A 23,124-nucleotide genomic window follows, 5' to 3' on the forward strand; every position below is an offset into this window, starting at 1 on the left:
GGACCGGCCGGGCGCGGCGGGGCGAATCGCCGTCCAGGCGCTGGCATGGCGGTTGCGTGATGGCCGCCGACGACCACCACGCCGGCCCCTCGGGAGATCCAGACCATGTCGCTGCTCGGCTCCATGACCACCGCGATCAGCGGCCTCACCGCGCAGTCGCGCGCCCTGGGTCATGTCTCGGACAATGTCGCCAATAGCCAGACCGTCGGCTTCAAGCGCGTCGACACCAACTTCACTAGCTGGCTGACGCGCACCAATCTGCGCCTGCACATGCCGGGCTCGGTGGAGGCGCGGCCGGACTACACCAATACCATCCAGGGCACGGTGGAGCAGGTGGAGAATCCGCTGGCCATGGCCATTGCCGGCCAGGGCTTCTTCTCCGTGGCCCAGGCGCGCGGCGGCCAGGGCGACAGCGTGATCTTCGACGACCGCCAGTTCTTCACCCGCGCCGGCGACTTCGCCATGGACCGCGACGGCTACATGGTGAACGGCGCCGGCTACTACCTGGAGGGTTGGGAGATCCAGCAGAACGGGGAGCCGGACCGCACCACGCTGGGCCCGATCCGGATCAGCGAGCTGGTCTACAACCCGCAGCCCACCTCCACCATCGACCTGGCGGCGAACCTGCCGGCCAATGTGGCCACCGTGACCACCGTGCCCGGCGCCGCGCCCTGGGCGCCGGCCGAGGATCCGGTCAGCAGCGTCATCCAGATCTTCGACGACCTGGGCAACCAGCAGCAGGTGACGCTGGACTGGTGGCGGCTGGATGTGGACACCTGGCGCCTGCGCATCACGCCGGATGGCGATACGCTGAACCCGGTGGATGGCTATTTCGCCGATATCGACTTCGGCGGCCAGATCGCCGCCGGCCCGCCGGCGGTGGATGCGCCGGCCGGCACCATCTCCTCCATCACGCCGCTGAGCGCCACCACCGGCACCACGCCGGCGCCGCTGGCCGCCGGCGATGCCGCCTTCCTCGGCTTCACCGTGGACTACGGCTTCGGCAACCAAGCCATCCAGCTCGGCCTCGGCGGCTTCGGCATTCCCACCGGCCTGACCAGCTATTCCGGCACCGAATACACGGTGCGCGACCTCAGCCAGGACGGCGTGCCGCTGGGCTCCTATTCCGGCGTGACGGTGCGCGAGAACGGCGATGTGGCGGTGAACTACGACAATGGCCAGACGCGCATCGTGGCGCGCGTGCCGGTCGTCGCCTTCAACGATCCGGACAAGCTGCAGCGCCTGGACGGCCAGGCCTTCATGCGCACCGTCGAAAGCGGCGAGGCGCGGGTGACGGATGCCGCGACCAATGGCGTGGGCAAGCTGGTCACCGGCTCCATCGAACGCTCCAACGTCGATATCGCGTCGGAATTCTCCAAGCTGATCCTGGCGCAGCGCGCCTATACCTCTAACACCCGCATCGTGACCGCGGCGGATGAGATGCTGCAGGACACGATCAACATGAAGCGGTGAGGGGAAGGGCGGGATAGCGCGCCATGGGTCTCGACCTCGCCCTCTCCGTCGCCACCAGCGGCCTTCGGCTGCTGGATCGCCAGATGGCGCGCGCGGCGGATGACATCGCCAATGCCGGCACGCTGGGCCATACACGGAAGTCGCTGGAGGGCGATGCCCTTACCGTCTCCGGCACCGGCCAGGGCGTGCGCGCACGCGTCGTGGCGCGCGACGTCGATCTCGCCGTGCAGGCGGCCGGGCAGCGCGCCGGCGGCGATGTGGCGGCGGCCGGGCTGCGCGAGCGGCTGCTCGGCGGGATCGAGGCGGCGCATGGCTCGCCCGAGAATGGCGACAGCCTGGGCGGGCTGTTCACCAGCCTGCAATCCAGCTTCATCGAGCTGCGCGAGGCGCCGGCGGACCCGGTGCGGCGCAATGCGGTGGTGACGGAGGCGGAGAACCTGGCGGCGCGGCTCAACGGCGTCTCGGATGCCATCGCCACCGCGCGTCAGGGCGCGCAGGATGCGCTGCGGGCGGAGGTGGCGGCGGTGAATGCCGGCCTGTCCGACGTCGCCCGGCTGAACACCGAGATCCGCGGCGAGATGGCCGCCGGCCGCAGCATCGCGGCGCTCGAGGATGAGCGGGATCTTGCGATCGGCCAGCTCGCGCAATCCCTCGACCTCTCCGTCATCCGTTCCGAGACGGGCGCGGTGACGCTGGTGGCGCGCGGTGGCGTGGTGCTGCCGCTGGTGGAGGGCAGCACGCCCTTCTCGCTGGCAGATGCGACGGTGGGCAGCGGCGCCTTCCATGGCGGCGCCGGCACGCTGCCGGGCGTGATGCTGAACAATCGCGACGTGACGCGGCAATTGGCCGGCGGCCGCATGGGCGCGGCGGCGGAGCTGCGCGATGCGACCCTGCCGCGGATGCAGGCCGAGGCCGACCTGGCCGCGGCACAGCTGGCGCATCGGCTGGATGCGCAGGGGCTGCGGCTGTTCACCGATGCCGCCGGCACCGTGCCGGACCCGACGCAGCCCTATGCCGGCAGCGCCATGATCGGCTTCGCCGGCACCATCCGGGTGAACCCCGCGGTGGCCGGCGACCCTGCCCTGCTGCGCGACGGCACCCATGTGGTGGTGGGCGACCCGGCCGGCCCCAGCGCCTTCACGCCCAACCCCGTGGGCGGCCCGGCGGGCTTCGAGACGCTGCTGGACCGCGTGCTGGATTTCAGCTTCGGCGCGGAGCAATCGGCCGGGGTGGCGCAGCCCGGCTTCGCCACCACCGGGCTCGGGCCGGATGGCACGCTCTCCTCCCCGCTGTCGGGGCTGCGCACGCTGGCCGATTACGGCGCGGCGCTGGTGGCCGAGCAGACCGGCGCCCGCGCCGCCGCCACCGAGGCCGGCAGCCGCGCCAGCAGCCTGCAGGAATTGCTGGATGCGCGCATGCAGGAACGCTCCGGCGTCGACGTGGATGCCGAAGTCGCGGCGATGGTGCAGCTGCAGACCGCCTATGGCGTGAATGCGCGCGTGATCTCCACGATCCAGTCGATGTGGGACGCGCTGTTCAGCGCCGTCCGCTGAGCAAGAGGGACCAGCGATGTCGATCATCGGCAGCATCGGCAATCTCGCGGTGGACCAGGCGGCGCTGCGCGCGCGGCTCGACACCGCCTCGCGCCAGGTCTCCACCGGGCAGAAGGCGGAAGTCTTCGGCGACCTGAAGCCGGAGGCGCGGCGCGCCATCGACCTGCGCGGCGAGGTCGGGCGGCGCGAGGCCTATTCGAATGCGGCGGACCGCGCGCTGGGCCGCGCCGGGGCGACGCAGACGGTGCTCAGCCGGCTGCACGACATCTCCGCGACACTGGGCGCGCAGGCGCTGCGGTCGAAGACCCTGTCCTCGACCGATGCGGAGAACCTGGCCAGCACCGCCGCGGCGGCGCTGGAGGAGGTGGCGGCGCTGCTGAACACGCGCCATGGCGGCGAATACCTGTTCGGCGGATCGGACGTGGACCAGCCGCCGGTGCCGGATGCCGCCAATATCGTCACCAGCCCGATGGCCACCGCCATCGCCACCGCGGTCGCCACGCTGGATGCGACCAATGCGGCGACCGTGCTGGCCGATTCGGTCACCGCCGCCACGGCCGCCGCCACCACGCCCTTCTCCGCCTTCCTGGAGGGCGCCGGGCTGACCGAGGCGACGCGCGCCGTGCAGGTGGCGGATGGCGAGCGAGTGGAGATCGGCGTCTTCGCCAATCGCGCCCAGGACGGGGAGGTGACGGCCAGCTGGGGCCGCGAATTGCTGCGCAACCTGGCGGTGCTGGCGGCGACCACGCCGGCCCAGGCGGCGGAAGGCGGCGGCTGGTCCGCGCTGATGGACGGCGTGGCGAGCGCGATTGCCGAGGCCTCCACCGCGCTGGCCACCGAACAGGCGATACTGGGTGCGGCGGAGCTGCGCATCGGCACCACGCGCGATCGCCACCAGGACACGCTGGTGGCGGTGCGCACGCAGCTGGGATCGGTGGAGGAGGTGGACCTGGCGCAGGCATCGGCCGAGCTCAGCCAGCTGAAATCGCGGCTGGAGGCCAGCTACGAGGCCACCGGCATGCTCTCCCGCCTGTCGCTGGCGCAGCTGCTGCGCTGAGGTCGGCACAGATGGCCGGGGGCTTCCGGCCTTCAAGCCTGGTTAAGCCAGATGCGCGATGATGCAGGGGTGGGACGCGCCCCGGCGGGATGGCCGAGGCAAGGCCTGCAGCCTCGTAGGAACGAGCGCGTGGCGCAGGCTGCGTGTTGGCGAAAGATTCGCGACGGTCGGCATCCGCCGGCACCCCGGCCTGGCGGGAAATGTTTCCCCGCCGCCAAGCCGACAGACTTGGGAGAGTGGCATGTCCACGTTGGTGCTCGAGATGCGGGCTGGCGAGTTGATGGTGGTGAACGGCGCCTCGCTGCGGTTCCGCAGCCGGACCCGGGTCGAGCTGGTGGCCAAGGCGCGGTTTCTCTTCGGCAAGCAGGTGATGTCGCCGGAGGCGGCGAATACGCCGTCGCGCCGGATCTATTTCGCGCTGCAATGCGCCTATGTCGGGCCGGAGGAGGAGCGCGAGGCGGCGATGGCCGATGCGCATCGCCTGGTGGCCGAGTTCCAGGAGGCGACGACCTCCGACATGGCGCGGCAGCTGCTGGAGCGTTCGCTGGCCCTGGCCGAGCAGGACGAATGGTACCAGGCGCTGCGCCTGGTGCGCCATGTGATGCGGCACGAGGCGACGGTGCTGGGCCTGGATGTGCAGACCGGCCTGCCGGTGGCGCTGCCGGGCCAGGTTGCCGCCGCCGGCGCCAGCGCGATCAGGCCGCATCTGGACTAGATTTTCCCGCCGCTGCGGGGCCCGGCTTTACGCCGGATTCATCCCCAGGCGGCAGGATGCAGAGGAAGGCCTGACAAGCGTCGGGCCTGCCACCGGGGGATGCGGCGCCAATCGGGCGCCAGTCCCGCGGTCCCGCGGACGGGAGGCAAAACGTCGCCCCGCACGCGGAACGCCTTTCGAAGGAGATGGGGACGATGTCCTCCGTCAACACCAATGCCGCCGCCATGGCGGCGATCCGCTCGCTGAACAATATCGGCAAGGACATGGGCAAGACCCAGCAGCGGATCGAGACGAACCTGCGCATCAGCAAGGCGGATGACGACCCCGCCGTGTTTGCCATCGCGCAGAACATGCGCGCCGACCTGAACGGCATGACCGCGGTGAAGGACAGCCTGAAGTTCGGCAAGTCCGCGCTGACCGTGGCGCGCGACGCGGCGACGCAGATCTCCGACGAGCTGGGCCGGCTGAAGCAGACCATGACGCAGGGCCAGCAGCAGGGCCTGGATGCGGAGCAGATCAACAACCAGATCACCAACGCGCTGCAGAATATCGACGCCTTCGCCAATTCCGCCACCTTCAATGGCGTGAACCTGCTGGTGAATGGCCTGACGGTGGACGGCGTGACCAATACCTCGGTCGACATCGTGCGCGACATCCAGGGCTCCGTCACCTCCGTGGCGGGCACCGACAGCACCGCGGCGGGCCTCGACCTGACCGGCCTGTCCGTCACCTCCGCCGCCCGCACCGTCACCTTCGACGACACGCTGGCGCCGGCGAATGGCGAGGTGCTGACCGTGACGGTGCAGCGCGACCTTGACGGCGACCCGGCGACGGCGCTGGAGGATGTGGACCTGGTCTTCGAGTTCAGCGATGGCTCCGCCGCGCTGGGCACCACGCCGGATCCGAACACCCGCGTCTATGACGTGCAGTTCGAGGCGACGGACAGCCCGCTGACCCGCGTGACCGCGCTGATCACCCGCATGAAGGAAGCGGGCCTGGATGCCGGCCTGAACAGCGAGGGCGAGCTCTATATCCGCGGCAACTCGCAGGATGTCACCACCGACATCACGGGCGCCACGGTGGAAGCGGCACCTGCGGCCGGCACGGGCCAGGACGAGGCGATCGCCCTGGTGGAAGGCGCGATCGACCTGATGGGCACGCGGCTCGCCAACCTCGGCGCGAATATCCGCCAGGTCGATGGCCTGACGACCTTCACCACGCAGCTGAACGACTCGATCAAGGAAGGCCTCGGCGCGCTCGTCGATGCCGACCTGGCGGAGGAAAGCGCGCGGCTGACCAGCCTGCAGACCAAGCAGCAGCTGGCCACGCAGTCGCTCTCCATCGCCAATGAGCAGAGCCAGTCGCTGCTGTCGCTGTTCCGATAAGCAAGCTGAGGCGGGCGCCCGGGCCGTGAGGCCTCGGCGCCCGCCGCCGTTCCCGCGCTGGAGGATCCATGAGCGTTTCGCGCTACGCCGCCACCCAGAACGCCGTCGCCTCTCCCCGCGAAATCGAATTGCGCGCCTTTCGCTACGTCAACGGGCTCATGGCCGGGGCGACCGATACGCGGTCGCGCGCCGTGGCCTTGGAAAAGGTGCATCGGCTGTGGTCGATGCTGATCAACGACCTCGGCTCGCCGGGCAACAAGCTGCCGGCGGAGCTGCGCGGGCGGCTGATCTCGCTCGGCATCTGGGCGCAGAAGGAAAGCGACCTGCGGCTGGACGATGGCGGCAGCCTGGAGCCGCTGATGGCGCTGCATCGCGACATGATCGAGGCGCTGGAGGCGCAGCGCGCCCTGGCCCAGCCGCCGCTGCCCGCCACGCCCGCCATGGCCTTCACCAGCCGGGTCGCCTGACATGCTGCCGGGCCTCGGCGCGCTGACCGCACTTGCCGTCGCGCAGCGCGAAGGGGCCAATCTGCAGGCGCGTTTCACCGCCCGCCGCGACAACGAAGCCGCCATGGCCCGCTTCCGCGAGGCCGCGACCCAGCATCAGGATGTGGAATCCCTGCTGCAGGACCGCCGCACGCTGGGCGTGATGCTGGAAGCCTTCCAGCTGGAAGGCGAGATCAACAAGCGCGGCATCCTGCGCAAGATCCTGACCGAGGATCCGGCGGCCGAGGGGAGCCTGGCCAACCGGCTGACCGACCGCCGCTGGCGCGAATTGGCCCGCGCCTTCGCGACGCGCGAAACCTCCACACAGACCACCACCGAAATCGCGGCGCTGAGCACCACGGCGATCGGCGAGCTTTCGCTCGCGCGCGTCTCCGGACTCAGCACCGACCAGCTGCGCGCGCTGACCTCGGCGCAGGTGCAGGCGCTGGATGCGGCGCAGGTCGCGGCCATCGGCAGCAGCGAGATCGCGGCGCTGGATGCGGGCGATCTGCGCGCGATGGATGCGACGCAGGTGGCGGCCCTTCGCCCCTCCCAGCTCTCGGCGCTGCGCACGGCGCAGCTGGCTGCCATCGATGCGGCGGATTTCGCGCGGCTCGGCGTGGCGCAGCTCCGCGCGCTGTCCACCACGCAAATGGCGGCGGTGGCCACCAGCCAGCTCGCGGCGCTGGGCACGGAACAGCTGGCCGCCTTCTCGGCCAGCCAGGCGCGGGCCCTGGGCACGGCGCAGCGCGCGGCGCTGCAGCCGGCGCAGCTGCGCGCCCTCGGCACCTTCGGCCCGCCCACCGCGGCGGAGGAAGCGGCGGCGGCGGCGCTGGAACAGCGCAGCCCCTTCGCCGATTCCGCGCTGCTGGACCGCGTGGTGGCGGATGCGATGACCAATCGCTACGAGAAATCCATGGGCGAGGCCAATGCCGGGCTGCGGGAGGCGCTGTACTTCCTGCGCAATGCCTCGAAGATCACCTCGATGACGGAGCTGATGAGCGACAAGGCGATGACCGCGGTGGTGCGCGGCGCGCTGGGCCTGCCGGAAAGTTTCGGCGTGCTGGAATTCGACCAGCAGAAGTCGCTACTGACGGCGCGGGTGAACCTGGACTCGCTGAAGGATCCGAAGGAAGCGGCGAAGCTGGCGCAGCGCTACCTGGCGCTGTCGGCGCCCTCGCAATCCGCCTCGAACCCTGTGCTGGCCCTGTTCGGCGGCGGCGGGTCTTCGCTCAACAGCCTGATCGGCAGCGGGCTCTCGCTCAGCGCCTGAGGCGCATTCGGGGCGATGTCCCGAACCCTGTCATGACCCGGCCCGGCCGGGGGGCGCGGCACGGCCGCGCGGCGCGGCGCGGCCCGCGGGCGCGCGCGCATCGCCTTCAGCGGCTGACGTCGAGTTCCGGATCCGGCGCGGGCAGCGGCGGGTTGCGATAGGCGTCGATCTCCTTCGGCGTCGGGATGGATTGCCGCACCTCGCCATCCGGCGCGCGGAATTCCACGACGACGAGCTGCAGCGCCGTCTCGATGCGCAGCTGGGTGGAAGGCGCCGGCGCCTCCGGCGGCGGGGCTGCCGGGGGCGGATTGCGGGGCGGGTCGGCGGCGGGCCGGACGGCCGCAACCGGAAGAGTGGCACTCAGCATGGCGAGAGACTCCTGCGTGGATATAAGACAACGCCTCATCTAACGGGACAGTGCTTGACGAAGCGTGAATCCCGCTTCGTCGGAAAATATCGCGTCCCGGGTTTGACCAATGGGGGCCGCCGGCCAATGCTGTGCCGCACAAGATTCGGTCCCGTGACGCCAAGCTCCCCCCCCTCCCCATCAGGCTCATCAACGGGCCGCGCGCCGGTCTCGGCCTATCTGCTCACCGCCCTGGTGGCGACGGCAGGCGGCGGCGTCGCTTGGCTGCTGCACATCCCCCTGCCCTGGATGCTGGGCGCCATGGCCGCCACCGGCGCGCTGGCTTGGCACGAGCGGGCTGCCGTCGCCGCGCCGGTGCGTCCGGTGGCGCTGCTGATGCTGGGCCTCGGCCTGGGCCAGACCTTCACCACTCCGGTGCTGGCGGCGCTGGCCACGGCGCTGCCCTGGCTGCTGGCGGCGGCCGTCATCAGCATCGTCGTCGGCGCCCTGGTGGCGCGCTTCTTCGCCCGCATGGCGGGCACCGATCCCCGCACCGGCTATTTCTCGGCCGTGCCCGGCGGCGTCATCGTCATGGCGGTGCTGGCGCAGCGGGCCGGGGTTTCGGTACCGGCGGTGACGCTGGCGCAGACCATCCGGGTGATGGTGGTGGTGGTGATCTTCCCGCCGCTGATCACCTGGCTGGCGCCACGCGGCGGCGCCGGCGCCTTCTTCGCCGAACGCCCGCCGGTGGAGCTGGCGGGGCTGGCGGTGCTGTTCGCGGCCGGGCTGGCGGTGGCGCTGGCGATCCGCCTGCTGAAGCTGGCCAATCCCTGGATGCTCGGCCCCTGCGCCCTGGTGATCGTGCTCTCGGCCCTTGAGATCCTGCCCTCCGGCGTGCCGCTCTGGATGATCGATGCGGCGCAGGTCGGCATGGGGGCCGGGCTGGGCCAGCGGATGAGCCGGCGCTTCCTGCTGACCTCCCGCCGCCTGGCCCTGGCCTCGGTGGGCTCCACCATCCTGCTCTCGGCGCTGATGGCGGCGCTCGGCATCGGGCTTGGCCTGCTCTCGGGCCTGCCGCCGGCCGCCGTGGTGCTCGGTATGGCGCCGGGCGGCATGCCGGAGATGACCATCACGGCCAAGGCGCTGGACCTGGCCGTGCCGCTGGTCCTGGGGTTCCACCTGGTGCGGACGGTGGCCTGCAACCTGCTGGTGGGCCCGGTCTGGAAACTGGCCGAACGGCTGGGGCTGGATCGCTGAACGGGACCCGTCAGCTGGCCTGGAAGCCCAGCCGGCGCAGCAGCCACAGCCGATAGGCCAGCGCCGCATCCGGCGCGGGGCAGAGCGTGGTCAGCAGCGCCGTAGCCTCGGCCGGGCCGATCCGCCGCGTGCCGGCTTCCGGTGCATCCGGCGCCTCCTCCGGCCAAGTCTGCGCCGCGCCGCGCCACAGCGCCACGACATTGGCCGAGGTCAGGGTGGGCAGCACCAGGATGGCCCGCGCCCGCAGCGCGGCGCCGCAGGCGCGCACCGCCTCCAGCAGGTCGGCGCGGGCGGGGTCGGGCAGCATTTCGCCCAGCGCCGGCACGCCAGGCAGCGCGGCATCGCGGGCATGGCCGGCGGCATCGAAGGCGAAGCGCGGGGCCAGGCCGAGCTCGAGCGCGCGGCGCTCGGCCCCGGTGCCCGACAGCACCAGGCCATCCGCCCCGCCCTGGGCCACCGCGGCTTCCGACGTCGCCTGGCGCTGGGTGGCATCGGTGGCCGGGCAGAAGACCGGTACGGCGGCCTGGCCGAGCAGTTCCAGCGCCAGCAGCGCCCCGGCTTCCGGCGCGGCGGCGGCCGGCACCGCGATGCGCAGCGGGGCGCCGGCGGCCGGCGCGCGGCGCAGCGCCAGCAGGCTGGGCTGCATGCTGCCGCAGATGGCGGGCCAGTGGCGCGGCTCGAAGCGGGCGCGGCTGTCGCCGACCAGCTGCGCCTGGGCGGCCAGGCCCGGCAGCAGCAGCAGCATCTGCCCGTCGCGGACCGAGGAGGAGGCGAAGCGATTGGCGGCCGTGATGCCATCCGGCCCGCCGAGCACGGAAACCCGCAGCGCCGCGGCCCGCACCAGGCCACGGGCCAGGGCGGCGGCGGCGCGGCCGGCGAGGCGGGCGGCGGTTCCATCCTCCGGCCCCGGCGCCAGCAGCGTGGCGGCTTCCGGCACCTGCGCGCGCAAGCGGGCGCCTGGCCATGCGAAGGCTGCGAGAGCCGATGCCGCGAGCAGGCGGCCGGCGTCCCGCCGGGTAGGGTCGCGGTGTCCCATCCCTCCGGCCTCCATCTTGCTGCTCACCTAGCCGCCCGAATGGGGCAGAAACGTGGCGCCCACACCGCGCCCCAGCCCTCCGTCAGTGGCTGCGCTCAGCTGTCGTAGGTGACGAGCGATTCGAAGGGCACGTCGATGCGCGACCGGCCGCCGAGGAAGCTGAGCTCGATCAGGGTCGCGGCGCAGGGCACCTCGGCACCGGCCTGGCGCAGCAGGGAAATGCCGGCGGCCAGCGTGCCGCCGGTGGCCAGCAGGTCGTCCAGCACCACCACGCGCTGTCCCTTCTCCACCGCATCGGCCTGCATCTCGATGCGGTCCGTGCCGTATTCCAAGGCGTAGTTCAGGCCGATGGTAAGCCCCGGCAGCTTGCGCGGCTTGCGCAGCATGACGAAGCCCAGGCCGAGTTCGAGGGCCAGCGGCGCCGCCACCAGGAAGCCGCGGCTTTCGATGCCGGCCAGCAGGTCCGGCTTGTGCGGGCGGATCACATCGGCCAGGCGGCCCATGGCGGTGCGCCAGGCGACGCCATGCCGCAGCAGGGTGGAGATGTCGTAGAACAGGATGCCCGGCTTCGAACAGGATGCCCGGCTTCGGGAAATCCGGGATGCCCCGGATGTGGTCCTTCAGGTCGATGCCCGGATCGACGGCGAGTCGAGAGATATTGGTATCAGCCATGAGGCGGGTCGGATGCTCCTGCCGCGCGCCGCGCGCCGGCCGCCCCCTGGGCCGGTCCGCGCTGCCGTGCGGCCGGAAGCTACGCCGGGCGGGGCCGCCCCCGCAACCTTGCGGGGGAACGGGCGGCGCGCGCTTGGCGCCGGCTTGGCAGAGCGGCGGGGCTGGGCCACATGGCCGGCATGTCCCGCATCACCCTCGCCCTGATCGGCGGCCTCCTCGGCTTCGTGCTTTATGTCATGGTGGTGGTGGCGCTGGCCGACCACGTGCTGGGCCTGCACTGGCTGGTGCAATTCGCCTATTTCACCCTGGCCGGCATCGCCTGGGCCTGGCCGGCCAAGGCGCTGATGTTCTGGGCCGCGCGCGGCCGGGGCTGAGAGACCGATTGAGAATGCCGGCGGCTTAGGGACCGCAGGTGGTTTTTCGTCCCTGCAAGGCGGGCGGTGCGGCCGATGCTGGTTGCATCGGCAAGTCGCCCAACGCGGCAGGGGCGGAAAAGCGCCCCGGAACCGACCCGTCCGGCATTCTCAAACGGTCTCTGAGGCGCCGGCGTGAAAAAGGCGGCGGCCCCGAAGGGGCACGCCGCCCGAAAATCCGCGCCGCGTTTCAGAAGGGGCGGCTGAGCGTGAAGACCACGCGGTTGTCGCACACCTTGGACCCGCCGAAGCAATCGGCGCGCTGGTCGAGCGAGGTGAAGACGCCGGAGAGCGTGCCGATCACGCCGCCGATGATCTCCCGCGAGACGAAGACGGAGACATTGCTGTAGTCCTCGGCCCCGAAGGCCCCTTCGTTGCGGCCGGGGCGGGCGAAGTTGCGCTCGACCCACTGATAGCCATAGCGGCCGCCGATGGTGAAGCCGAAGTCCAGCGCCATGTCGAAGCCGCCTTCGACATAGATGCCGGTGCCGGATTCACCGGTGAAGTCCGGCGAATAGGCGGCCATGCCGACGAACTTCACCGGCGCGATCTCGTAGCTCGCGCGCAGGATGAACTCGTAATAGTTCAGCTCATAGCCGCCGGTCGGAGCGTCATAGCCCGGATAGGCATAGTAGGTGGCGCCGAGGTCCAGCTTCACGCCGGCCAGTTCGAAGCGATAGCCGCCCGAGACATCGACCTCCTGCCGCGCATTGGTGCCGGCGAAGGCGACGTTGCTGACGAAGGCGCCGACATAGAGGCCGGAGGTGTGTTCGACATCGACCGTCACCTGCGCGGTCGGGCGGTTCCGGGTCTGGCTGAGGCCGCGGAACATGTAGTCGCTGCCGATCAGCGGGGTGGTCAGGATGGTCAGGCCGGCGGACTCGATGGTCTGCTGGGCCTGGACTGCACTCGTAGAGAGCATCATGCCGCCAATAAGGGCAGCCGTGGCAAGCTTCAGAGATCGAATCATAGGCAATCCTCGCGGTTGGCTTTCGGCTGCGTGATTTCTAAGCAGTAGCATCCTGCCGTCGCGTGGAAAGCGTTTTCGCTGCGCTTTCGTATAATCGGGCCGGTATGTTGCAAGTTTGCATCGCACAACGGTCCGGCAGCGGTCCCGTGTCCGCCAGGCTGGCGCCCCGGTCGCGCCGCGCACCCGCTTCCGCCGCCACCCGGCCAAGAAAAAACCCCCTGGTTTCCCAGGGGGTTACGCCGCTTCCAATTGGTCGGAGTGAGAGGATTCGAACCTCCGGCCCCTGCGTCCCGAACACAGTTTCGGGCATGCGGCCTCGGGCGAAATGGCGGATTTCCGCCATTCTCGCGGGGCTTTAGACGGGTTCATACAGCGAACATCCACAGGCGAAGGAGCAAGACGTGCAACCGAGCACTGTGTTAGCGTGCGGCTGTGAGTTTCGAACCCGTGTTACAGCCTTGGTCTGCCATAAGCGTAGCAGGATCAACGCCCTAGCCTGCCAACACGGAACAGATAGCGGACGGAATTGCGAAGACCGTTGGTGCGACTAGGGATTCACGAAATCAGCGCCGGGATTGCCCGGCAGGAAAGGAGAGAGGCGATGGGTGCGAAGGTTGTAGCGATGACGATCGGCATGCCGAAGGAGCGCATCGCGGCCATGCAGGACTTTTTTTTGCAGATAGAGGCGGCCTGCAAGTCTACCGCAGGCGGCTACTACGCCACAGCCAAGGCTGAGCTTCGGGGCGCCATCATGGCGCTGGAGGATCTGGAGCGGCTGCCCGCCCCGCCCGCCACCCAGGAGCCCAGCCGATGACCGCCGCCTTGAAACACATGGCGACCGCGATAGCCGCGCAGCGCCGAGCCGACGACCTGGCCGTCATGGGTCGCAACGCGCCGGGAGATACCGGAGCGTTCCTGGCAATGGACCTGCGGGCCGCAAAGGCCGCGCTGGAAGGACTGCGCAAGGGCGGGTTCGCCGTGGTGCAGGTGGGGGAGAGCCGATGACCGAGCGGCAGACGGTTCGCCACCCCGCCGCGGTTCGCTGGCAGCCAGCTCATGGCAACTGTGCCAACCCGGTGCAGCCGCCCGTCGCCAGCGACATCGGCGGAGCGCCGTGCAAGCTGATCTGGGTTCGACGCGACGACTGGGATGCGTTCCTGGCTTGGCAGGCGGATGGCGGCACGGCCTGCCTGACCCCGGCCGAGGTCGCCGCCAAGGTGGACGCGGAGCGGGCGCAGGAGGCCGAGAGCATCGCAGTCTGGATGGACCGGCTGACGTTGCCGAAGGAGCCGGCGTGGGTTGCCGAGCGCATCCGCCAGCGCATTGCGGACAAGGCCGCCATCCGGTCGCGCAAGGGAGAGCCGGCATGACCGCGACGACGGGCCGCACGCCCGATGAGGCGGTTGACCATGCGCTCGGCTTGGTGGTTGGCGAAGACACGTGGGATTGCGCCGCCATGGCCTACGACGAGGCGCGCCGTCTTAACCGCCCGCATCGTGACGCCATTCGATGCGCCTTGATCGCTGCGCAGATGGCGGTGGCCGAGATGCTGAACCCCAACGAGCCGGAGAACGCCCATGCCGAGTGACCGCACGCCCGAGCAGATCGCGGCCGTAACCCGGGCCATCTGCCGCGAGCGTTGCGCCTTCATGGGCGAGCCACCGTGCTTCGAGGTCTGCGGCGACGATGGCGAGGCGCTGCCCTGGCCGAACCCGCAGTGCGACGATCCCGGCTGCGAGGCGATGGCGCGCGCCGCGGTGCTGGCCATACAGGAGGCGCGGGCTAGCCCGCCATCGCCGGCCGCCACCTAACCCCGCCGGAACATATCCGCCTCGGCCGCCCGCCGTCGCACCAGCCCGGCCAGCACGCGCCCTCCACCACGGTTCCATGCGGCGAACTGGCCCGCCGCACCTTCCTTGTTGCCAGCGTTGAGCAGCCGCAACAGGGTGGACTTCGCGAACGCGCCGCCACCGATGTTGTGGGCCAGCGAGATCAACGCCGCCCGCTCAGTAGCGGCCAGCGGCACCTTGACGGCGCGCTCCACGGCATCGGCCGCCTCGCGCAGATCCTCCATCAGCATGGTGCGGCCAACCGCGTGGTTGGCGATCCGGTCGCCCTGCCGCACCGGCCGCCCATAGATTCTCGTCGAGCCGTAGCCGATGGTCCAAACGCCCGCCGGGCACAGGTAGGCGTCGAGGCTGAACCCTTCGAACGGCGCGACAAGCCCGGCCGCCAGCGCGATGGCTTCGTCTGCCACCATAGCCGGCGGCTCCGGCGTCACCGGATACGGCTCATGCGCGGGAGGCAGAGGCGCACGAGGCGCCTCCACCGGCTGAGGCTGCGGCGCCGCATCGGGCGTAACGGCCGGCGCTGCGGCGCTTGACCGGCCGAAGCCCAGAAAGGCGAACAGGCGGGCGAAGGCGGTCATTTGCCGGCCCGCGCCTCGCGCTGCTTGGCCACCCACGACCAAGCCTGCATGGCGAGCGTCAGCACGATGCCGCCGACGATCTGCTCAAGGCTGTCCGCCGTGGCGCCGTTCAGCACCGGCTCGCCCGCGATCGCGCCGCCAGCAAACGTCAGCAGGTGCCGGACTTGGCCAGCAAGTTTCTCGCTCATAGCGATCTCCTTTCGGGATGCCGCCAGTGACCGGGCGGCGCGGTATTTTTATGCGCAAAATGCGCTTGCGTCGTGCGCGCAGATTGCGTATAAGAATGACAGGCGAGGCAGTAGCCCGCCGCAACGAGGAGATGCCCCGATGATGGACATGAGCACCTACACCGCCACAAACCTGATGCAGTCGCTGGATATGTGCCCTTGGTCAGTGCGGGATGAGGCGCACAAGCGCCACAGCGCGATGGCCACGAAGATGGCGCGCCTTCGCAAGCAGATGGCCGCCCTTGAGGCGCAAGCGGCGGAAATGGGCGAGGTTTTCGAAGCCGCCCTGGCGCGTATAGAAACCGAGCAAGCCGCTTAAGGCGGCGCCCTAACTAACTGGCGCGCAACGGAAAAACCGGGGCGCGCCAAGTAAGATCAGGAGACTGACGCTAAATGACCCCCACCCGCCTCCGCGAGTGCCTCGACGCGCTGCACTGGAGCCAGCGCGGTCTAGCTGCCGTGCTTGAGCGCCCCGAAGGCACGGTGCGGCAGTGGGCACGCGGCGCCACCCGGATCCCGGATGACGTGGCTGTGTGGCTGGAAAAGCTGGCGCGGTATCACGAGAGATACCCGCCGCCGAATCGGCACCCGGCGCCTTAAAAGCGGTATTCATGGCGCGCGGTATTGACGCGGCGCTTGAATTGCTGGGTGGGAATGTGTATTGTTTGCGCGTCGCCGCTCTGCCGCGTTGGCATCGGATAGCAAGACCTGGTTTCGGCCGGGCCGCCCGGGTTGATCGCCGGGCGTTAAGTCCCGTAGCTCAGCGGACAGAGCGCCCGCATCCTAGGCGGGGCGTCGCAGGTTCGATCCCTGCCGGGACTACCAATGCGACAGCCGCCCGGCGCCAGCGATGGCCCGGGCGGTTTGCTTTTCAGTTGCCTGCCAGACCGCGCGCCGGTATTGTTGCGGGGCTACAGGCGGTTCCGACTGCCCTTGATCGAGACAATCAAGCCCGGCCCTCTCCGCGTTGGCGCGCGGGAAGCCACAGACCGCCCGGTCCGCCAAGGCCGGGCGGTTCGCTTTTCAGTCGTCGCCCTCCACCTCCGCAACTTGATCCGGCTCACCCAGCCGCGCCAGCATCCCCGCTAGAACAACGTCGCTGCACGGCCCTGGCACGGTGCGCCAATGCACGGCGCCGTCCGCCGTCTCCCACGCGATCAAGGCAACCTGCGTGCCTGATGCCGCGGCCTCGGTAGCGGCGAAGACCAGCGGGTGTGCGTCTAGGCGGGTCATGCTGGCCTCCCCGCCGCAACCCGCACGCGCGGCTTGCGCAGATACCGCAGGAAATCCGCCGCGGCCTCCACGTCCCAGAACACCGTCACCCGGCCCAGCGCGTCGCGAGAGTTCGGGTTAACGACGGTGACCGCGGCCGGGACGTTCTCCTTCGGGAAGCCCTTGCTATCGGCGAAGTCGTCATGGACCTTGTAGGCGCCGAGCCGGATGGCATGCGCGACATGCTCGCCGTTGTTCATGAACAGCGTGTTGTGCGCCGCCATGTGCCTATGGCCGCAGGTGTAGATATGATCCCGCGCCCAACCCATCCGAGCCGCCTTGGCTGGGGCATGGGCGCCGTTCCACTGCGAGGTGCCGGCGAAATCATGGCGGGCGTTCACGCGCACCTCGCAGCCGTTCGGCGACCGCAGCGCCAGCCGCATGCCGTGCCACTGGTAGGCAGCGCCGGCCTGCGAAGCGAACCACTTCACGGGATCCGCGGCGCCAGACCAGCAGTCATGGTTGCCGCCGATGAGGTAGAGCCAGCGCACCCGGCCGACGAACCACTCCACCATCCGGATGGCCTCGGCCGCCGTCGTGCCTTGCGAGGCATACAGGCGCGCCAGGTGCCCTACCCAGTTGTTGGACAGGTCGCCGACGTTGGCCGCGAACAGCCCCTCTGTCTGGTCGATAAGCTCCAGATGGCGCAGCAGCGTGGGCCAGTCGCACCCGTCGTCATCGACATGGGGATCGCCCATGTGGAGGATGCCATAGGCGCCTTCGATATTGATCTGCACCGGGACCAGCTCGCGAGCTTCCTTAGCCTCGTGCCGCCGCGTGTAGGCGTTGGCACGCCGGGCGATGAGGTCCTCGATCGGCTCTTCGCCGGACGGCAGGGGCGCCACCACGAACGGCGCCGGCTGCTCTGTCGCGGCCCAGCCTTTCTGCTTCATATCCAAGGCGGCGAGCCTCCCGCGTTGCTGGTTGGCGGTAAGGCCTAGACGCTCGCCAGCCACCGTAGCGGCGGCGCGGCGGTTAGTGCCCACGGTTTCGCCGCGGGGCTGGTAGCCCTCGGCGACGGCGGTCCTGTAAGCTTCGGCAAAGGCGGCCAGAGCATCGTCTGGCAAGGGGTGGCCGGGCATCAGTTGCTGCCCGCTACAGCCTGCAAGAGCGGGATGATTTGCGACGCGCCACCGGCCAGTCCCGTGGTGATGACGCCGAGGATGCCCCACAGGAGCTTTTCGATCCGGCTCATGCGGACGTTTGCCGCGGACTCCAGGCTCGCCATCTGGCTGAGGATCTGCCGGTGTCGCAGTGCGCACATCCGGACATGGATCGGCAGGCTCTCAGCCTCTTCGGCCAGCGCGATGCGTTCATCCGAGGTCATGCTTATGCCCCCGCCAGCTTGCGCCCAAGCGCGCCCGGCGTCTCGTGTTGCCGCATTGCGGTCGCTCCATCTGTGCGGTGATGCGGCGTCGCCGCGTAACTGGCGCGCCGCGAAATCACTGACGCGGGCCGCAGGAAGAAAGCCTTCCCGTCTCGGGCTACCCCACGTCGAGGACGACGCGGAGCTGCTGGCCCGATCCTGTTCGGTTTTCGAGCCAGAGCCGGGCGCCCGCTACGGCGAGGTTGAACAGACCGTCCGTCCCCGTCGTCCCCGTCAGTGGGCCGACCGGAGTGCCGCACCCCACGGCGGTGGAGTAGCTGACCACCGCGGCGTTGTAGCCAGATCGCAGCACGCCGTTGAACACCACCGAGTTGCTGGATCCAACGGGATGGACACGGACCCAGACCTGATTGCTGGTGTAGCTCGCCAGGGCAATCGATACAGCCTGGTCGTCAGCCAGCTGCACGTCGTAGGCGTAGTCGCCGACTCGCATGATGCCGCTCGTACCGTCGGAAACAGCCGAAAGGCGGGTCAGCCCGACCAGCCCTCCAACGCCGCTTTGCACCACCCGATTGTTGTAAACCTCCCACCCCGACTTTTGCGCACGAACGATCTCGTTGCCGTCGATCAGAAAGGCGGTGTCGGCCGTGTTGAAATCCAACTCGCAGCCCTTGAGGAACAGGCGCCATGCCGCGTTCGCGGTCTGCGTCTCTACCTCGACGGCGGCGGTCAGCCAGTCTGCCTGGCAATCATCGACATCGACGACGCTGCCAGCCGCCATGGTATTGCCGAGAACGTAGATCAGCCGGCGCTCGCCCTTCTGCGGAGGCAGGACAGGCGCCATCCGCGGCGAGATGCGGCGCAGCATCTTGATGCGGCGGATGCGGGTGTAGCCTCCCGCGTGCGACACGTAGACGCCGATCTTGGCCTCACCGTTGATCTCGACATCCTCGACCGTCCACCCGTATCCGCGCACCACAATCGCCGTGCCGATGTTGCCGATCTTGCCGTTGCGCAGCGCGATGTCGAAGGACTGCCCGTGGCCGCCGATGCCGGATTGCGTCAGGGTTTCCCAGTCTGCGCCACCAGTCCCTTTCTCGCCACCGTCCACGAAGAAGTCATGGATAATGCCTCGCACGGTCGGAAAGAAGCCGAGGAAGTCTGTGGCTCGCCGGCAGTTGTAGACCTCGTGCCGGAACACCTCGACGTCGCGGCACTCCTGGAAGCCCGTGGCATAGCCGAGCGTACTGTTGACCGAGGTCGCATCATCAATCGTGCAGCCGATGAACTTCGGCTTCCAGCAGCGGATGAAATACGCGCCGGCCCCGCGCGCGCCGTTCACCCGGACATCGCGCAGCTCCGGGCGCACACAGCCCTGGATGGCAAGGCCGCTCTGCACGCCACTGCCTGCGCAGTCTAGCGTCAGCCCTTCCAGGATCACCGTGGCCGGATGGGTGACCGAGACATACGGCGTCGCGACGATCTCGACCACGGACGTAGCGTCCAGCGCCGCCGGCCACACCGACTGATCGTTGAAATCAGACCCGGTGGTAAAGGTCGCCGTGCGCGTGGCTTGATCGTAGCTGTTGATGTAGCGCTGCTGCCCCGCATTGGTGCCGGAAATCACGCGCATCAGGCAGCCGAAGGTCCCGTCGCTCGTCAGGCCCGCGGCGCCAACTGGCAGCACCGCAGTTGTCAGCGTGCCGCCGGCCAGCGTGCCTGAGTAGATGATGCCCGCGCGGTAGCCGAGCGCGATGGGCTCGTAGAGCTCCACATCGTTGCCCGGCCCAACGCTCCGCACCCGCACCACCTCACCGAACATCACCTGATTGCGGTTGTCGTGCAGCCACAAGCGCGCGCTCTTGATCGACAGAAGGTCGCCGGGCAGCACGTCCGCGACGTTCCCCAGCGTGACGCGGATGGCGCCCACCGGGGCATCCGCGGCCAGCACCGTGTAGTGGTTTTCGGTGCTGAACACCTTGGGGTTATCGGTCGGCCACGACACCGCAAAGGCGCCACCGATCGGCCCCGCCCCAAGCCGGACCGGGAACGCTGTTGACAGCGCGGACGCCATGGACAGCCGGGTCAAATCCTTGCCGGCGCCGCGGACATGAACCGACCCAGCGAGGCTGGTGCGCTGGACCACCTGGGTCCAGGCGAAGTCGCCTGGCGGCAGGTCGATGACGACCGGCGCATTGCGGGCGGTCTTGGCGTCGAGGGCGCGCCCCAGCGCGGCGTTTAGCGTGCCCGCCGTCGCCTCGGCATCGGTGCGGAAATCGGCGGCGCGCAGGTGGCCGGTGGCGTTCTCGCGCGCGGCAATGGACCGCGCGATGGCGCCACTGTCCGGGGGCGCGTAGAGCATGCGCGTGGCGCCATCCTCAAGGCTCGCATCGACGTAGCCCCTGCGCGCGGCGTGCGTTGCCTCCGCGGGATCGGTTGCGAGCACCACCGGACCCTGCTCGGAGGCCGCTCGCGCGCGCTTGGCGATAGCGTCCACGGTGGACCGCTTGTTGCCGGCTTGGACGACCTCAGCCAATTCATCGCCGGCTAGATCCGTAGCAGCTGGCAGCCCGGAGATGGTGGTGCCCGTGGCAGCGAAGCTCATCTCAGGTCTCCTCGGTCAGGCGCGCGCGACCGTCTTCGGTCAGGCGGATGCGGATGTTGTCGGTGAACCGGACGGTGCCGGTGTTGGGTGGGGGCTCGGGAAAGGCGCCTTGTTCAACAACGAAGGTTCGCTCATCGACCCGAGCCCCGTTGGCGAACAGGCGGACGGTCCACAGCCCGGCCGTGATCAGAAGACGCGGCGCGGCGAAAATCCCGGTTGCCGACTTGGCCCCGATGATCGCGTCAGGCAGCACGGCGCCGGGCCAGAGGAAATCAAACTCCACCTCACCCGTTGGGTCGCTCGCCGCCCCCGTCACCGGATCTCGGAACTCGCCGAACCAAGTCACGGTGCTGCCGAGGTAGAACTCATTCCGCATGGCAGACACGCGCGCGCCTGTTCGCAGCCGACCAATCGGCGCGATGGAAATAGACATTCAATGTCCTCCGGATTCAGGCGGCGAGTAGCGCCGCGGCCTCGGCCTCAGAGGGCCAGGTATCAAAGAAATCGGCCACCAGCTCGCCGCCCATCGGCAGCGTGCCCGCGGCATTGGCGTGGCCTAGAAGGCCGCGCAGTAGACCTGGCGGAAGGGCAACTCCCGCGCTGACAACACCACCCGTCGAAGTGCCGAACCGCACACCGCCAGGCGACCAAGCGACCAAGGCACGAAACGGCGTCGCTGCGGCAAGCGTGTCCGATAGCGTCAGCGTCGCCGTTGTAACGCCGCCCGTAATAACCAACATTTCAGGCTGCCCGCCGCCCGCCGCAACGCGAGCAACAAGGCGGTTGCTATCCGTGCCGCCGTCCAGTTGCAGTAAGCCTAGCGCGGACACGCCAGCCAAAGCGTCAAGGGTGCCGAGAAGCACGATGCAACCACGCGGCGGGAAGGCGGAAGGTGTCCAAATCGGGACATCAATGCCGCGCGTGCTGGCCTGCGGTGCGGCCGTGGGCGGCATGGTGGCAGAGGACAGTAGTGGGGATTGCTTCAGATCAGGTGCACCGATCTCAATCGTAAAGTCGTAAGCCACGCCGTTTGTGATGCCGATCGACAGCGCCTGCTGAATGCGTGCTGTGCTGGCATTCGCTAGAGTCGTGCTGCCGCTGTACCGCCCCAGGGTCGCTGTAGGTGTGAAGGCCGTGCTAGACGCTTCATGCTCAACGCCGCCGCCAGTGCTACGTCCAGAGAAACGCACCGCGTAGGTGTTCGGTGGATTCGGCGCAGAAGCCACGCGGCAAAAAAGGCTTGCCGTCCATGTCTGACCGGCGGCAGCAACGATCGCGGTCGTGGTGTCAAACACCAAGCGCCAAAAGGTTCCGGTTGATGTGCCGGCAACCCGAAGCGTCACTGTGGGAACGCCATCCCGAAACTGCGTGCTGATTACAGTCGTTGTTAGGCCCGACGAGAGCGATACAGACCAGTTGGTTGGCACCGTCGTCGGCGCTGTAGCGCCTTCCCCGCGCGGGTTTCGGATAGTGTTAGTGCCGCCGGAAGAAACTCGTAGACTGCGCGTTTCGTATCTATAGCGCGGCTGATTTTGCGCGATCTCTGCGTAGATGCCATCTACTAATCGCTCAAGGCTTGTGACGCCGCTTGGTGTGTGCGCCCGCGTGACCGCCACATTGGCGCCGAGCGCATCGTTTGTCACAAGCACGACAGGCGGCGTTGCCGTCACAGCGGACGGAGAGCGCGCGGTCATGGTCACAAGTCCGACGCCGCCACGGGGCGCGCCGCCAGCCACCAGTGCCGGCCGCTCCAACGCGGAGCCCAGCACGTAGCCGTCCGGGATGACGGCCTCCGGATAGAGGCCGTATGGCGCGAGGCCGCTTTCCTGCATCAGATGCGCTCGCGGATCGCGAAGGACGTGGTGCCAAGCAGCGGGCGATCGCGGGTAATGCCGTATTCCTGGCCCGGGTTGAGTAAGCGGCCGAAGAGGGTGCGGCGGTTTAGTTCCAATGCCGAAAGCGTCGTCTCGGGCACCCAAGCTACATTGGACGCGATCGTCAGTCCGTCCAGCATGTCGCGCAGTGTGCCGTAGAACTCAGTCGTGCGGAGCGTCGGCAGGGTAAAGCGCGCGACGCGCGGCGCCGTCAGGCCAGGCACCGGAAATTCCGCGCCCGTGAAGGCATTCTGGTCATAGGTGCCAGTCGGCAGGCGGCCCTCAAAAGCACCGAACGCCATGCCGTTGTTCAGCCGCAGCGTCGGAAAGACCGCTAGGAAGCCAACGTCAGCCACACCGCCCGGCGCGTTCTCGATGTGGATCCGCAGATAGCGGAAGGACACGTCGGCCGAGAGCAAAAGCGCCGCCTGCCCGCGGCAGAAAGATGCGTTCGTGGTGACGACAGACTCGTTCATGATCTCGGCCGCAAAGCCGGTCGGATCGGTCAAGCTGCCGTAGAACCGCACGACGCCGGTTTCGTCCAGGGTCGTGTTGCCGAGGATGATGAGGCCGGCGGTGATGGATGCGCCGAAGTCGACCACAAAACGGACCGGGCTGCCGTTGAAGCGCGTGCGAACGCCAGGTTGGTCATCATAGAGATTGGACAGCGGCATGCCGTCGTCCACGGTGCCGGTGATCATCGTGATGGCGGGCGCGGCCCGCATGGCGTCCGCGTAGCCAAATGCGCCTGCCATG

Annotated in this window: 27 protein-coding genes, 1 tRNA gene and 1 pseudogene; 16 read left to right on the top strand and 13 right to left on the bottom strand. The window is 69.1% G+C overall.

Features of this window, described 5'->3' with window-relative positions; all coding sequences use genetic code 11:
- Positions 1-105 precede the first annotated feature (105 nt).
- The 7 genes from J3S20_RS23310 (at position 106) to J3S20_RS23340 (ending at position 7,941) form a co-directional block, all read left to right on the top strand.
- Complete coding sequence (locus J3S20_RS23310) at positions 106-1,473, top strand: flagellar hook protein FlgE (RefSeq protein ID WP_216839076.1); 1,368 nt, start codon at positions 106-108, stop codon at positions 1,471-1,473.
- A gap of 23 nt (positions 1,474-1,496) precedes the next feature.
- Positions 1,497-3,026: a flagellar hook-associated protein FlgK gene (locus tag J3S20_RS23315; protein ID WP_216839078.1), complete on the top strand. Its 1,530-nt coding sequence runs from the start codon at positions 1,497-1,499 to the stop codon at positions 3,024-3,026.
- Between the two features lie 16 nt (positions 3,027-3,042).
- A complete protein-coding gene (locus tag J3S20_RS23320; RefSeq protein WP_216839080.1) occupies positions 3,043-4,083 on the top strand; it encodes a flagellin in 1,041 nt (346 codons plus the stop codon).
- Positions 4,084-4,324: 241 nt separating this feature from the next.
- Positions 4,325-4,798, top strand: a complete 474-nt coding sequence (locus tag J3S20_RS23325; protein ID WP_216839081.1) for a flagellar biosynthesis repressor FlbT — start codon at positions 4,325-4,327, stop codon at positions 4,796-4,798.
- A gap of 194 nt (positions 4,799-4,992) precedes the next feature.
- Positions 4,993-6,183 carry a flagellin gene (locus tag J3S20_RS23330; protein ID WP_216839083.1) on the top strand — a complete coding sequence of 397 codons (1,191 nt, stop codon included), beginning with the start codon at positions 4,993-4,995 and terminating at the stop codon, positions 6,181-6,183.
- Between the two features lie 68 nt (positions 6,184-6,251).
- Positions 6,252-6,650 carry a flagellar biosynthesis regulator FlaF gene (locus tag J3S20_RS23335; RefSeq protein ID WP_216839085.1) on the top strand — a complete coding sequence of 133 codons (399 nt, stop codon included), beginning with the start codon at positions 6,252-6,254 and terminating at the stop codon, positions 6,648-6,650.
- 1 nt (position 6,651) lies between these two features.
- The gene (locus tag J3S20_RS23340) at positions 6,652-7,941 is read left to right on the top strand and encodes a DUF1217 domain-containing protein (protein WP_216839087.1); all 1,290 of its coding nucleotides are present in this window, start codon (positions 6,652-6,654) and stop codon (positions 7,939-7,941) included.
- Between the two features lie 106 nt (positions 7,942-8,047).
- Here the strand turns inward: J3S20_RS23340 and J3S20_RS23345 are convergent, their stop codons facing one another.
- Positions 8,048-8,308 (bottom strand): hypothetical protein, encoded by a 261-nt coding sequence (locus tag J3S20_RS23345; protein WP_216839089.1) that lies wholly within the window; start codon positions 8,306-8,308, stop codon positions 8,048-8,050.
- 153 nt (positions 8,309-8,461) lie between these two features.
- Here J3S20_RS23345 and J3S20_RS23350 point away from each other — a divergent pair, with 153 nt between their 5' ends.
- A complete protein-coding gene (locus J3S20_RS23350) occupies positions 8,462-9,544 on the top strand; it encodes an AbrB family transcriptional regulator (RefSeq protein ID WP_216839091.1) in 1,083 nt (360 codons plus the stop codon).
- A gap of 10 nt (positions 9,545-9,554) precedes the next feature.
- On the opposite strand, the gene J3S20_RS23355 is transcribed toward J3S20_RS23350, so the two are convergent.
- Together J3S20_RS23355 and J3S20_RS23360 are read right to left on the bottom strand one after the other, a co-directional pair.
- Positions 9,555-10,493 carry a hypothetical protein gene (locus J3S20_RS23355; RefSeq protein ID WP_216839093.1) on the bottom strand — a complete coding sequence of 313 codons (939 nt, stop codon included), beginning with the start codon at positions 10,491-10,493 and terminating at the stop codon, positions 9,555-9,557.
- A 182-nt stretch (positions 10,494-10,675) separates the two neighbouring features.
- Positions 10,676-11,210, bottom strand: a pseudogene (locus J3S20_RS23360) (adenine phosphoribosyltransferase).
- A 221-nt stretch (positions 11,211-11,431) separates the two neighbouring features.
- Here J3S20_RS23360 and J3S20_RS23365 point away from each other — a divergent pair.
- Positions 11,432-11,626, top strand: coding sequence for a DUF2842 domain-containing protein (locus J3S20_RS23365; RefSeq protein WP_216839094.1), 195 nt, complete (start codon positions 11,432-11,434; stop codon positions 11,624-11,626).
- A gap of 229 nt (positions 11,627-11,855) precedes the next feature.
- Here the strand turns inward: J3S20_RS23365 and J3S20_RS23370 are convergent, their stop codons facing one another.
- The gene (locus J3S20_RS23370; RefSeq protein WP_343215283.1) at positions 11,856-12,686 is read right to left on the bottom strand and encodes a TorF family putative porin; all 831 of its coding nucleotides are present in this window, start codon (positions 12,684-12,686) and stop codon (positions 11,856-11,858) included.
- A 550-nt stretch (positions 12,687-13,236) separates the two neighbouring features.
- Here J3S20_RS23370 and J3S20_RS23375 point away from each other — a divergent pair.
- The 5 genes from J3S20_RS23375 to J3S20_RS23395 are packed head-to-tail and all read left to right on the top strand — an operon-like array spanning position 13,237 to position 14,446.
- A complete protein-coding gene (locus J3S20_RS23375; RefSeq protein WP_216839098.1) occupies positions 13,237-13,449 on the top strand; it encodes a hypothetical protein in 213 nt (70 codons plus the stop codon).
- Positions 13,446-13,640 carry a hypothetical protein gene (locus tag J3S20_RS23380; RefSeq protein ID WP_216839100.1) on the top strand — a complete coding sequence of 65 codons (195 nt, stop codon included), beginning with the start codon at positions 13,446-13,448 and terminating at the stop codon, positions 13,638-13,640. Before J3S20_RS23375 ends, J3S20_RS23380 begins: the two co-directional genes overlap by 4 nt.
- Positions 13,637-14,005 (top strand): hypothetical protein, encoded by a 369-nt coding sequence (locus J3S20_RS23385; RefSeq protein ID WP_216839102.1) that lies wholly within the window; start codon positions 13,637-13,639, stop codon positions 14,003-14,005. The genes J3S20_RS23380 and J3S20_RS23385 overlap by 4 nt, the downstream gene beginning before the upstream one ends.
- Positions 14,002-14,223: a hypothetical protein gene (locus J3S20_RS23390; RefSeq protein ID WP_216839103.1), complete on the top strand. Its 222-nt coding sequence runs from the start codon at positions 14,002-14,004 to the stop codon at positions 14,221-14,223. The genes J3S20_RS23385 and J3S20_RS23390 overlap by 4 nt, the downstream gene beginning before the upstream one ends.
- The gene (locus J3S20_RS23395) at positions 14,213-14,446 is read left to right on the top strand and encodes a hypothetical protein (protein ID WP_216839105.1); all 234 of its coding nucleotides are present in this window, start codon (positions 14,213-14,215) and stop codon (positions 14,444-14,446) included. The genes J3S20_RS23390 and J3S20_RS23395 overlap by 11 nt, the downstream gene beginning before the upstream one ends.
- On the opposite strand, the gene J3S20_RS23400 is transcribed toward J3S20_RS23395, so the two are convergent.
- The gene (locus J3S20_RS23400; protein ID WP_246603203.1) at positions 14,443-15,063 is read right to left on the bottom strand and encodes a lysozyme; all 621 of its coding nucleotides are present in this window, start codon (positions 15,061-15,063) and stop codon (positions 14,443-14,445) included. The two genes, J3S20_RS23395 and J3S20_RS23400, sit on opposite strands and share 4 nt — an antisense overlap.
- Positions 15,060-15,251, bottom strand: coding sequence for a Pam3-gp28 family putative phage holin (locus J3S20_RS23405; protein WP_216839107.1), 192 nt, complete (start codon positions 15,249-15,251; stop codon positions 15,060-15,062). The genes J3S20_RS23400 and J3S20_RS23405 overlap by 4 nt, the downstream gene beginning before the upstream one ends.
- A 139-nt stretch (positions 15,252-15,390) precedes the next feature.
- Between J3S20_RS23405 and J3S20_RS23410 the strand changes: the two genes are divergently transcribed.
- Positions 15,391-15,609 carry a hypothetical protein gene (locus tag J3S20_RS23410; protein ID WP_216839109.1) on the top strand — a complete coding sequence of 73 codons (219 nt, stop codon included), beginning with the start codon at positions 15,391-15,393 and terminating at the stop codon, positions 15,607-15,609.
- Between the two features lie 430 nt (positions 15,610-16,039).
- Positions 16,040-16,115: transfer RNA gene (locus J3S20_RS23415), tRNA-Arg, on the top strand.
- Between the two features lie 198 nt (positions 16,116-16,313).
- Here the strand turns inward: J3S20_RS23415 and J3S20_RS23420 are convergent.
- The 7 genes from J3S20_RS23420 to J3S20_RS23450 form a co-directional block, all read right to left on the bottom strand.
- Positions 16,314-16,523 carry a hypothetical protein gene (locus J3S20_RS23420; protein ID WP_216839111.1) on the bottom strand — a complete coding sequence of 70 codons (210 nt, stop codon included), beginning with the start codon at positions 16,521-16,523 and terminating at the stop codon, positions 16,314-16,316.
- On the bottom strand, positions 16,520-17,644 hold the full coding sequence (locus tag J3S20_RS23425) for a metallophosphoesterase (protein ID WP_216839113.1): 1,125 nt from the start codon (positions 17,642-17,644) through the stop codon (positions 16,520-16,522). Before J3S20_RS23425 ends, J3S20_RS23420 begins: the two co-directional genes overlap by 4 nt.
- A complete protein-coding gene (locus tag J3S20_RS23430) occupies positions 17,644-17,889 on the bottom strand; it encodes a hypothetical protein (protein WP_216839114.1) in 246 nt (81 codons plus the stop codon). The genes J3S20_RS23425 and J3S20_RS23430 overlap by 1 nt, the downstream gene beginning before the upstream one ends.
- 157 nt (positions 17,890-18,046) lie before the next feature.
- Positions 18,047-20,494, bottom strand: coding sequence for a hypothetical protein (locus J3S20_RS23435; RefSeq protein WP_216839116.1), 2,448 nt, complete (start codon positions 20,492-20,494; stop codon positions 18,047-18,049).
- 1 nt (position 20,495) lies between these two features.
- Entirely contained in the window at positions 20,496-20,927 is a 432-nt protein-coding gene (locus J3S20_RS23440; RefSeq protein WP_216839118.1) for a hypothetical protein, read from the bottom strand.
- Positions 20,928-20,943: 16 nt separating this feature from the next.
- Positions 20,944-22,326, bottom strand: coding sequence for a hypothetical protein (locus tag J3S20_RS23445; protein WP_216839121.1), 1,383 nt, complete (start codon positions 22,324-22,326; stop codon positions 20,944-20,946).
- Positions 22,326-23,123 (bottom strand): hypothetical protein, encoded by a 798-nt coding sequence (locus tag J3S20_RS23450; RefSeq protein WP_216839124.1) that lies wholly within the window; start codon positions 23,121-23,123, stop codon positions 22,326-22,328. Before J3S20_RS23450 ends, J3S20_RS23445 begins: the two co-directional genes overlap by 1 nt.
- Between the last annotated feature and the right edge of the window lies 1 nt (position 23,124).

It is taken from the genome of Falsiroseomonas tokyonensis (assembly GCF_019024325.1).
Classification (GTDB): domain Bacteria; phylum Pseudomonadota; class Alphaproteobacteria; order Acetobacterales; family Acetobacteraceae; genus Falsiroseomonas; species Falsiroseomonas tokyonensis.

What these genes read in the sequence shown, in the direction of transcription:
- J3S20_RS23395 (WP_216839105.1), top strand. Translation starts at nt 14,213, where the DNA reads ATGCCGAGTGACCGCACGCCCGAGCAGATCGCGGCCGTAACCCGGGCC.
- J3S20_RS23335 (WP_216839085.1), top strand. Translation starts at nt 6,252, where the DNA reads ATGAGCGTTTCGCGCTACGCCGCCACCCAGAACGCCGTCGCCTCTCCC.
- J3S20_RS23380 (WP_216839100.1), top strand. Translation starts at nt 13,446, where the DNA reads ATGACCGCCGCCTTGAAACACATGGCGACCGCGATAGCCGCGCAGCGC.
- J3S20_RS23310 (WP_216839076.1), top strand. Translation starts at nt 106, where the DNA reads ATGTCGCTGCTCGGCTCCATGACCACCGCGATCAGCGGCCTCACCGCG.
- J3S20_RS23385 (WP_216839102.1), top strand. Translation starts at nt 13,637, where the DNA reads ATGACCGAGCGGCAGACGGTTCGCCACCCCGCCGCGGTTCGCTGGCAG.
- J3S20_RS23315 (WP_216839078.1), top strand. Translation starts at nt 1,497, where the DNA reads ATGGGTCTCGACCTCGCCCTCTCCGTCGCCACCAGCGGCCTTCGGCTG.
- J3S20_RS23435 (WP_216839116.1), bottom strand. Translation starts at nt 20,494, where the DNA reads ATGAGCTTCGCTGCCACGGGCACCACCATCTCCGGGCTGCCAGCTGCT.
- J3S20_RS23445 (WP_216839121.1), bottom strand. Translation starts at nt 22,326, where the DNA reads ATGCAGGAAAGCGGCCTCGCGCCATACGGCCTCTATCCGGAGGCCGTC.
- J3S20_RS23425 (WP_216839113.1), bottom strand. Translation starts at nt 17,644, where the DNA reads ATGCCCGGCCACCCCTTGCCAGACGATGCTCTGGCCGCCTTTGCCGAA.
- J3S20_RS23450 (WP_216839124.1), bottom strand. Translation starts at nt 23,123, where the DNA reads ATGGCAGGCGCATTTGGCTACGCGGACGCCATGCGGGCCGCGCCCGCC.
- J3S20_RS23405 (WP_216839107.1), bottom strand. Translation starts at nt 15,251, where the DNA reads ATGAGCGAGAAACTTGCTGGCCAAGTCCGGCACCTGCTGACGTTTGCT.
- J3S20_RS23340 (WP_216839087.1), top strand. Translation starts at nt 6,652, where the DNA reads ATGCTGCCGGGCCTCGGCGCGCTGACCGCACTTGCCGTCGCGCAGCGC.
- J3S20_RS23365 (WP_216839094.1), top strand. Translation starts at nt 11,432, where the DNA reads ATGTCCCGCATCACCCTCGCCCTGATCGGCGGCCTCCTCGGCTTCGTG.
- J3S20_RS23325 (WP_216839081.1), top strand. Translation starts at nt 4,325, where the DNA reads ATGTCCACGTTGGTGCTCGAGATGCGGGCTGGCGAGTTGATGGTGGTG.
- J3S20_RS23345 (WP_216839089.1), bottom strand. Translation starts at nt 8,308, where the DNA reads ATGCTGAGTGCCACTCTTCCGGTTGCGGCCGTCCGGCCCGCCGCCGAC.
- J3S20_RS23390 (WP_216839103.1), top strand. Translation starts at nt 14,002, where the DNA reads ATGACCGCGACGACGGGCCGCACGCCCGATGAGGCGGTTGACCATGCG.
- J3S20_RS23375 (WP_216839098.1), top strand. Translation starts at nt 13,237, where the DNA reads ATGGGTGCGAAGGTTGTAGCGATGACGATCGGCATGCCGAAGGAGCGC.
- J3S20_RS23320 (WP_216839080.1), top strand. Translation starts at nt 3,043, where the DNA reads ATGTCGATCATCGGCAGCATCGGCAATCTCGCGGTGGACCAGGCGGCG.
- J3S20_RS23420 (WP_216839111.1), bottom strand. Translation starts at nt 16,523, where the DNA reads ATGACCCGCCTAGACGCACACCCGCTGGTCTTCGCCGCTACCGAGGCC.
- J3S20_RS23370 (WP_343215283.1), bottom strand. Translation starts at nt 12,686, where the DNA reads ATGCTACTGCTTAGAAATCACGCAGCCGAAAGCCAACCGCGAGGATTG.
- J3S20_RS23440 (WP_216839118.1), bottom strand. Translation starts at nt 20,927, where the DNA reads ATGTCTATTTCCATCGCGCCGATTGGTCGGCTGCGAACAGGCGCGCGC.
- J3S20_RS23330 (WP_216839083.1), top strand. Translation starts at nt 4,993, where the DNA reads ATGTCCTCCGTCAACACCAATGCCGCCGCCATGGCGGCGATCCGCTCG.
- J3S20_RS23430 (WP_216839114.1), bottom strand. Translation starts at nt 17,889, where the DNA reads ATGACCTCGGATGAACGCATCGCGCTGGCCGAAGAGGCTGAGAGCCTG.
- J3S20_RS23400 (WP_246603203.1), bottom strand. Translation starts at nt 15,063, where the DNA reads ATGACCGCCTTCGCCCGCCTGTTCGCCTTTCTGGGCTTCGGCCGGTCA.
- J3S20_RS23410 (WP_216839109.1), top strand. Translation starts at nt 15,391, where the DNA reads ATGATGGACATGAGCACCTACACCGCCACAAACCTGATGCAGTCGCTG.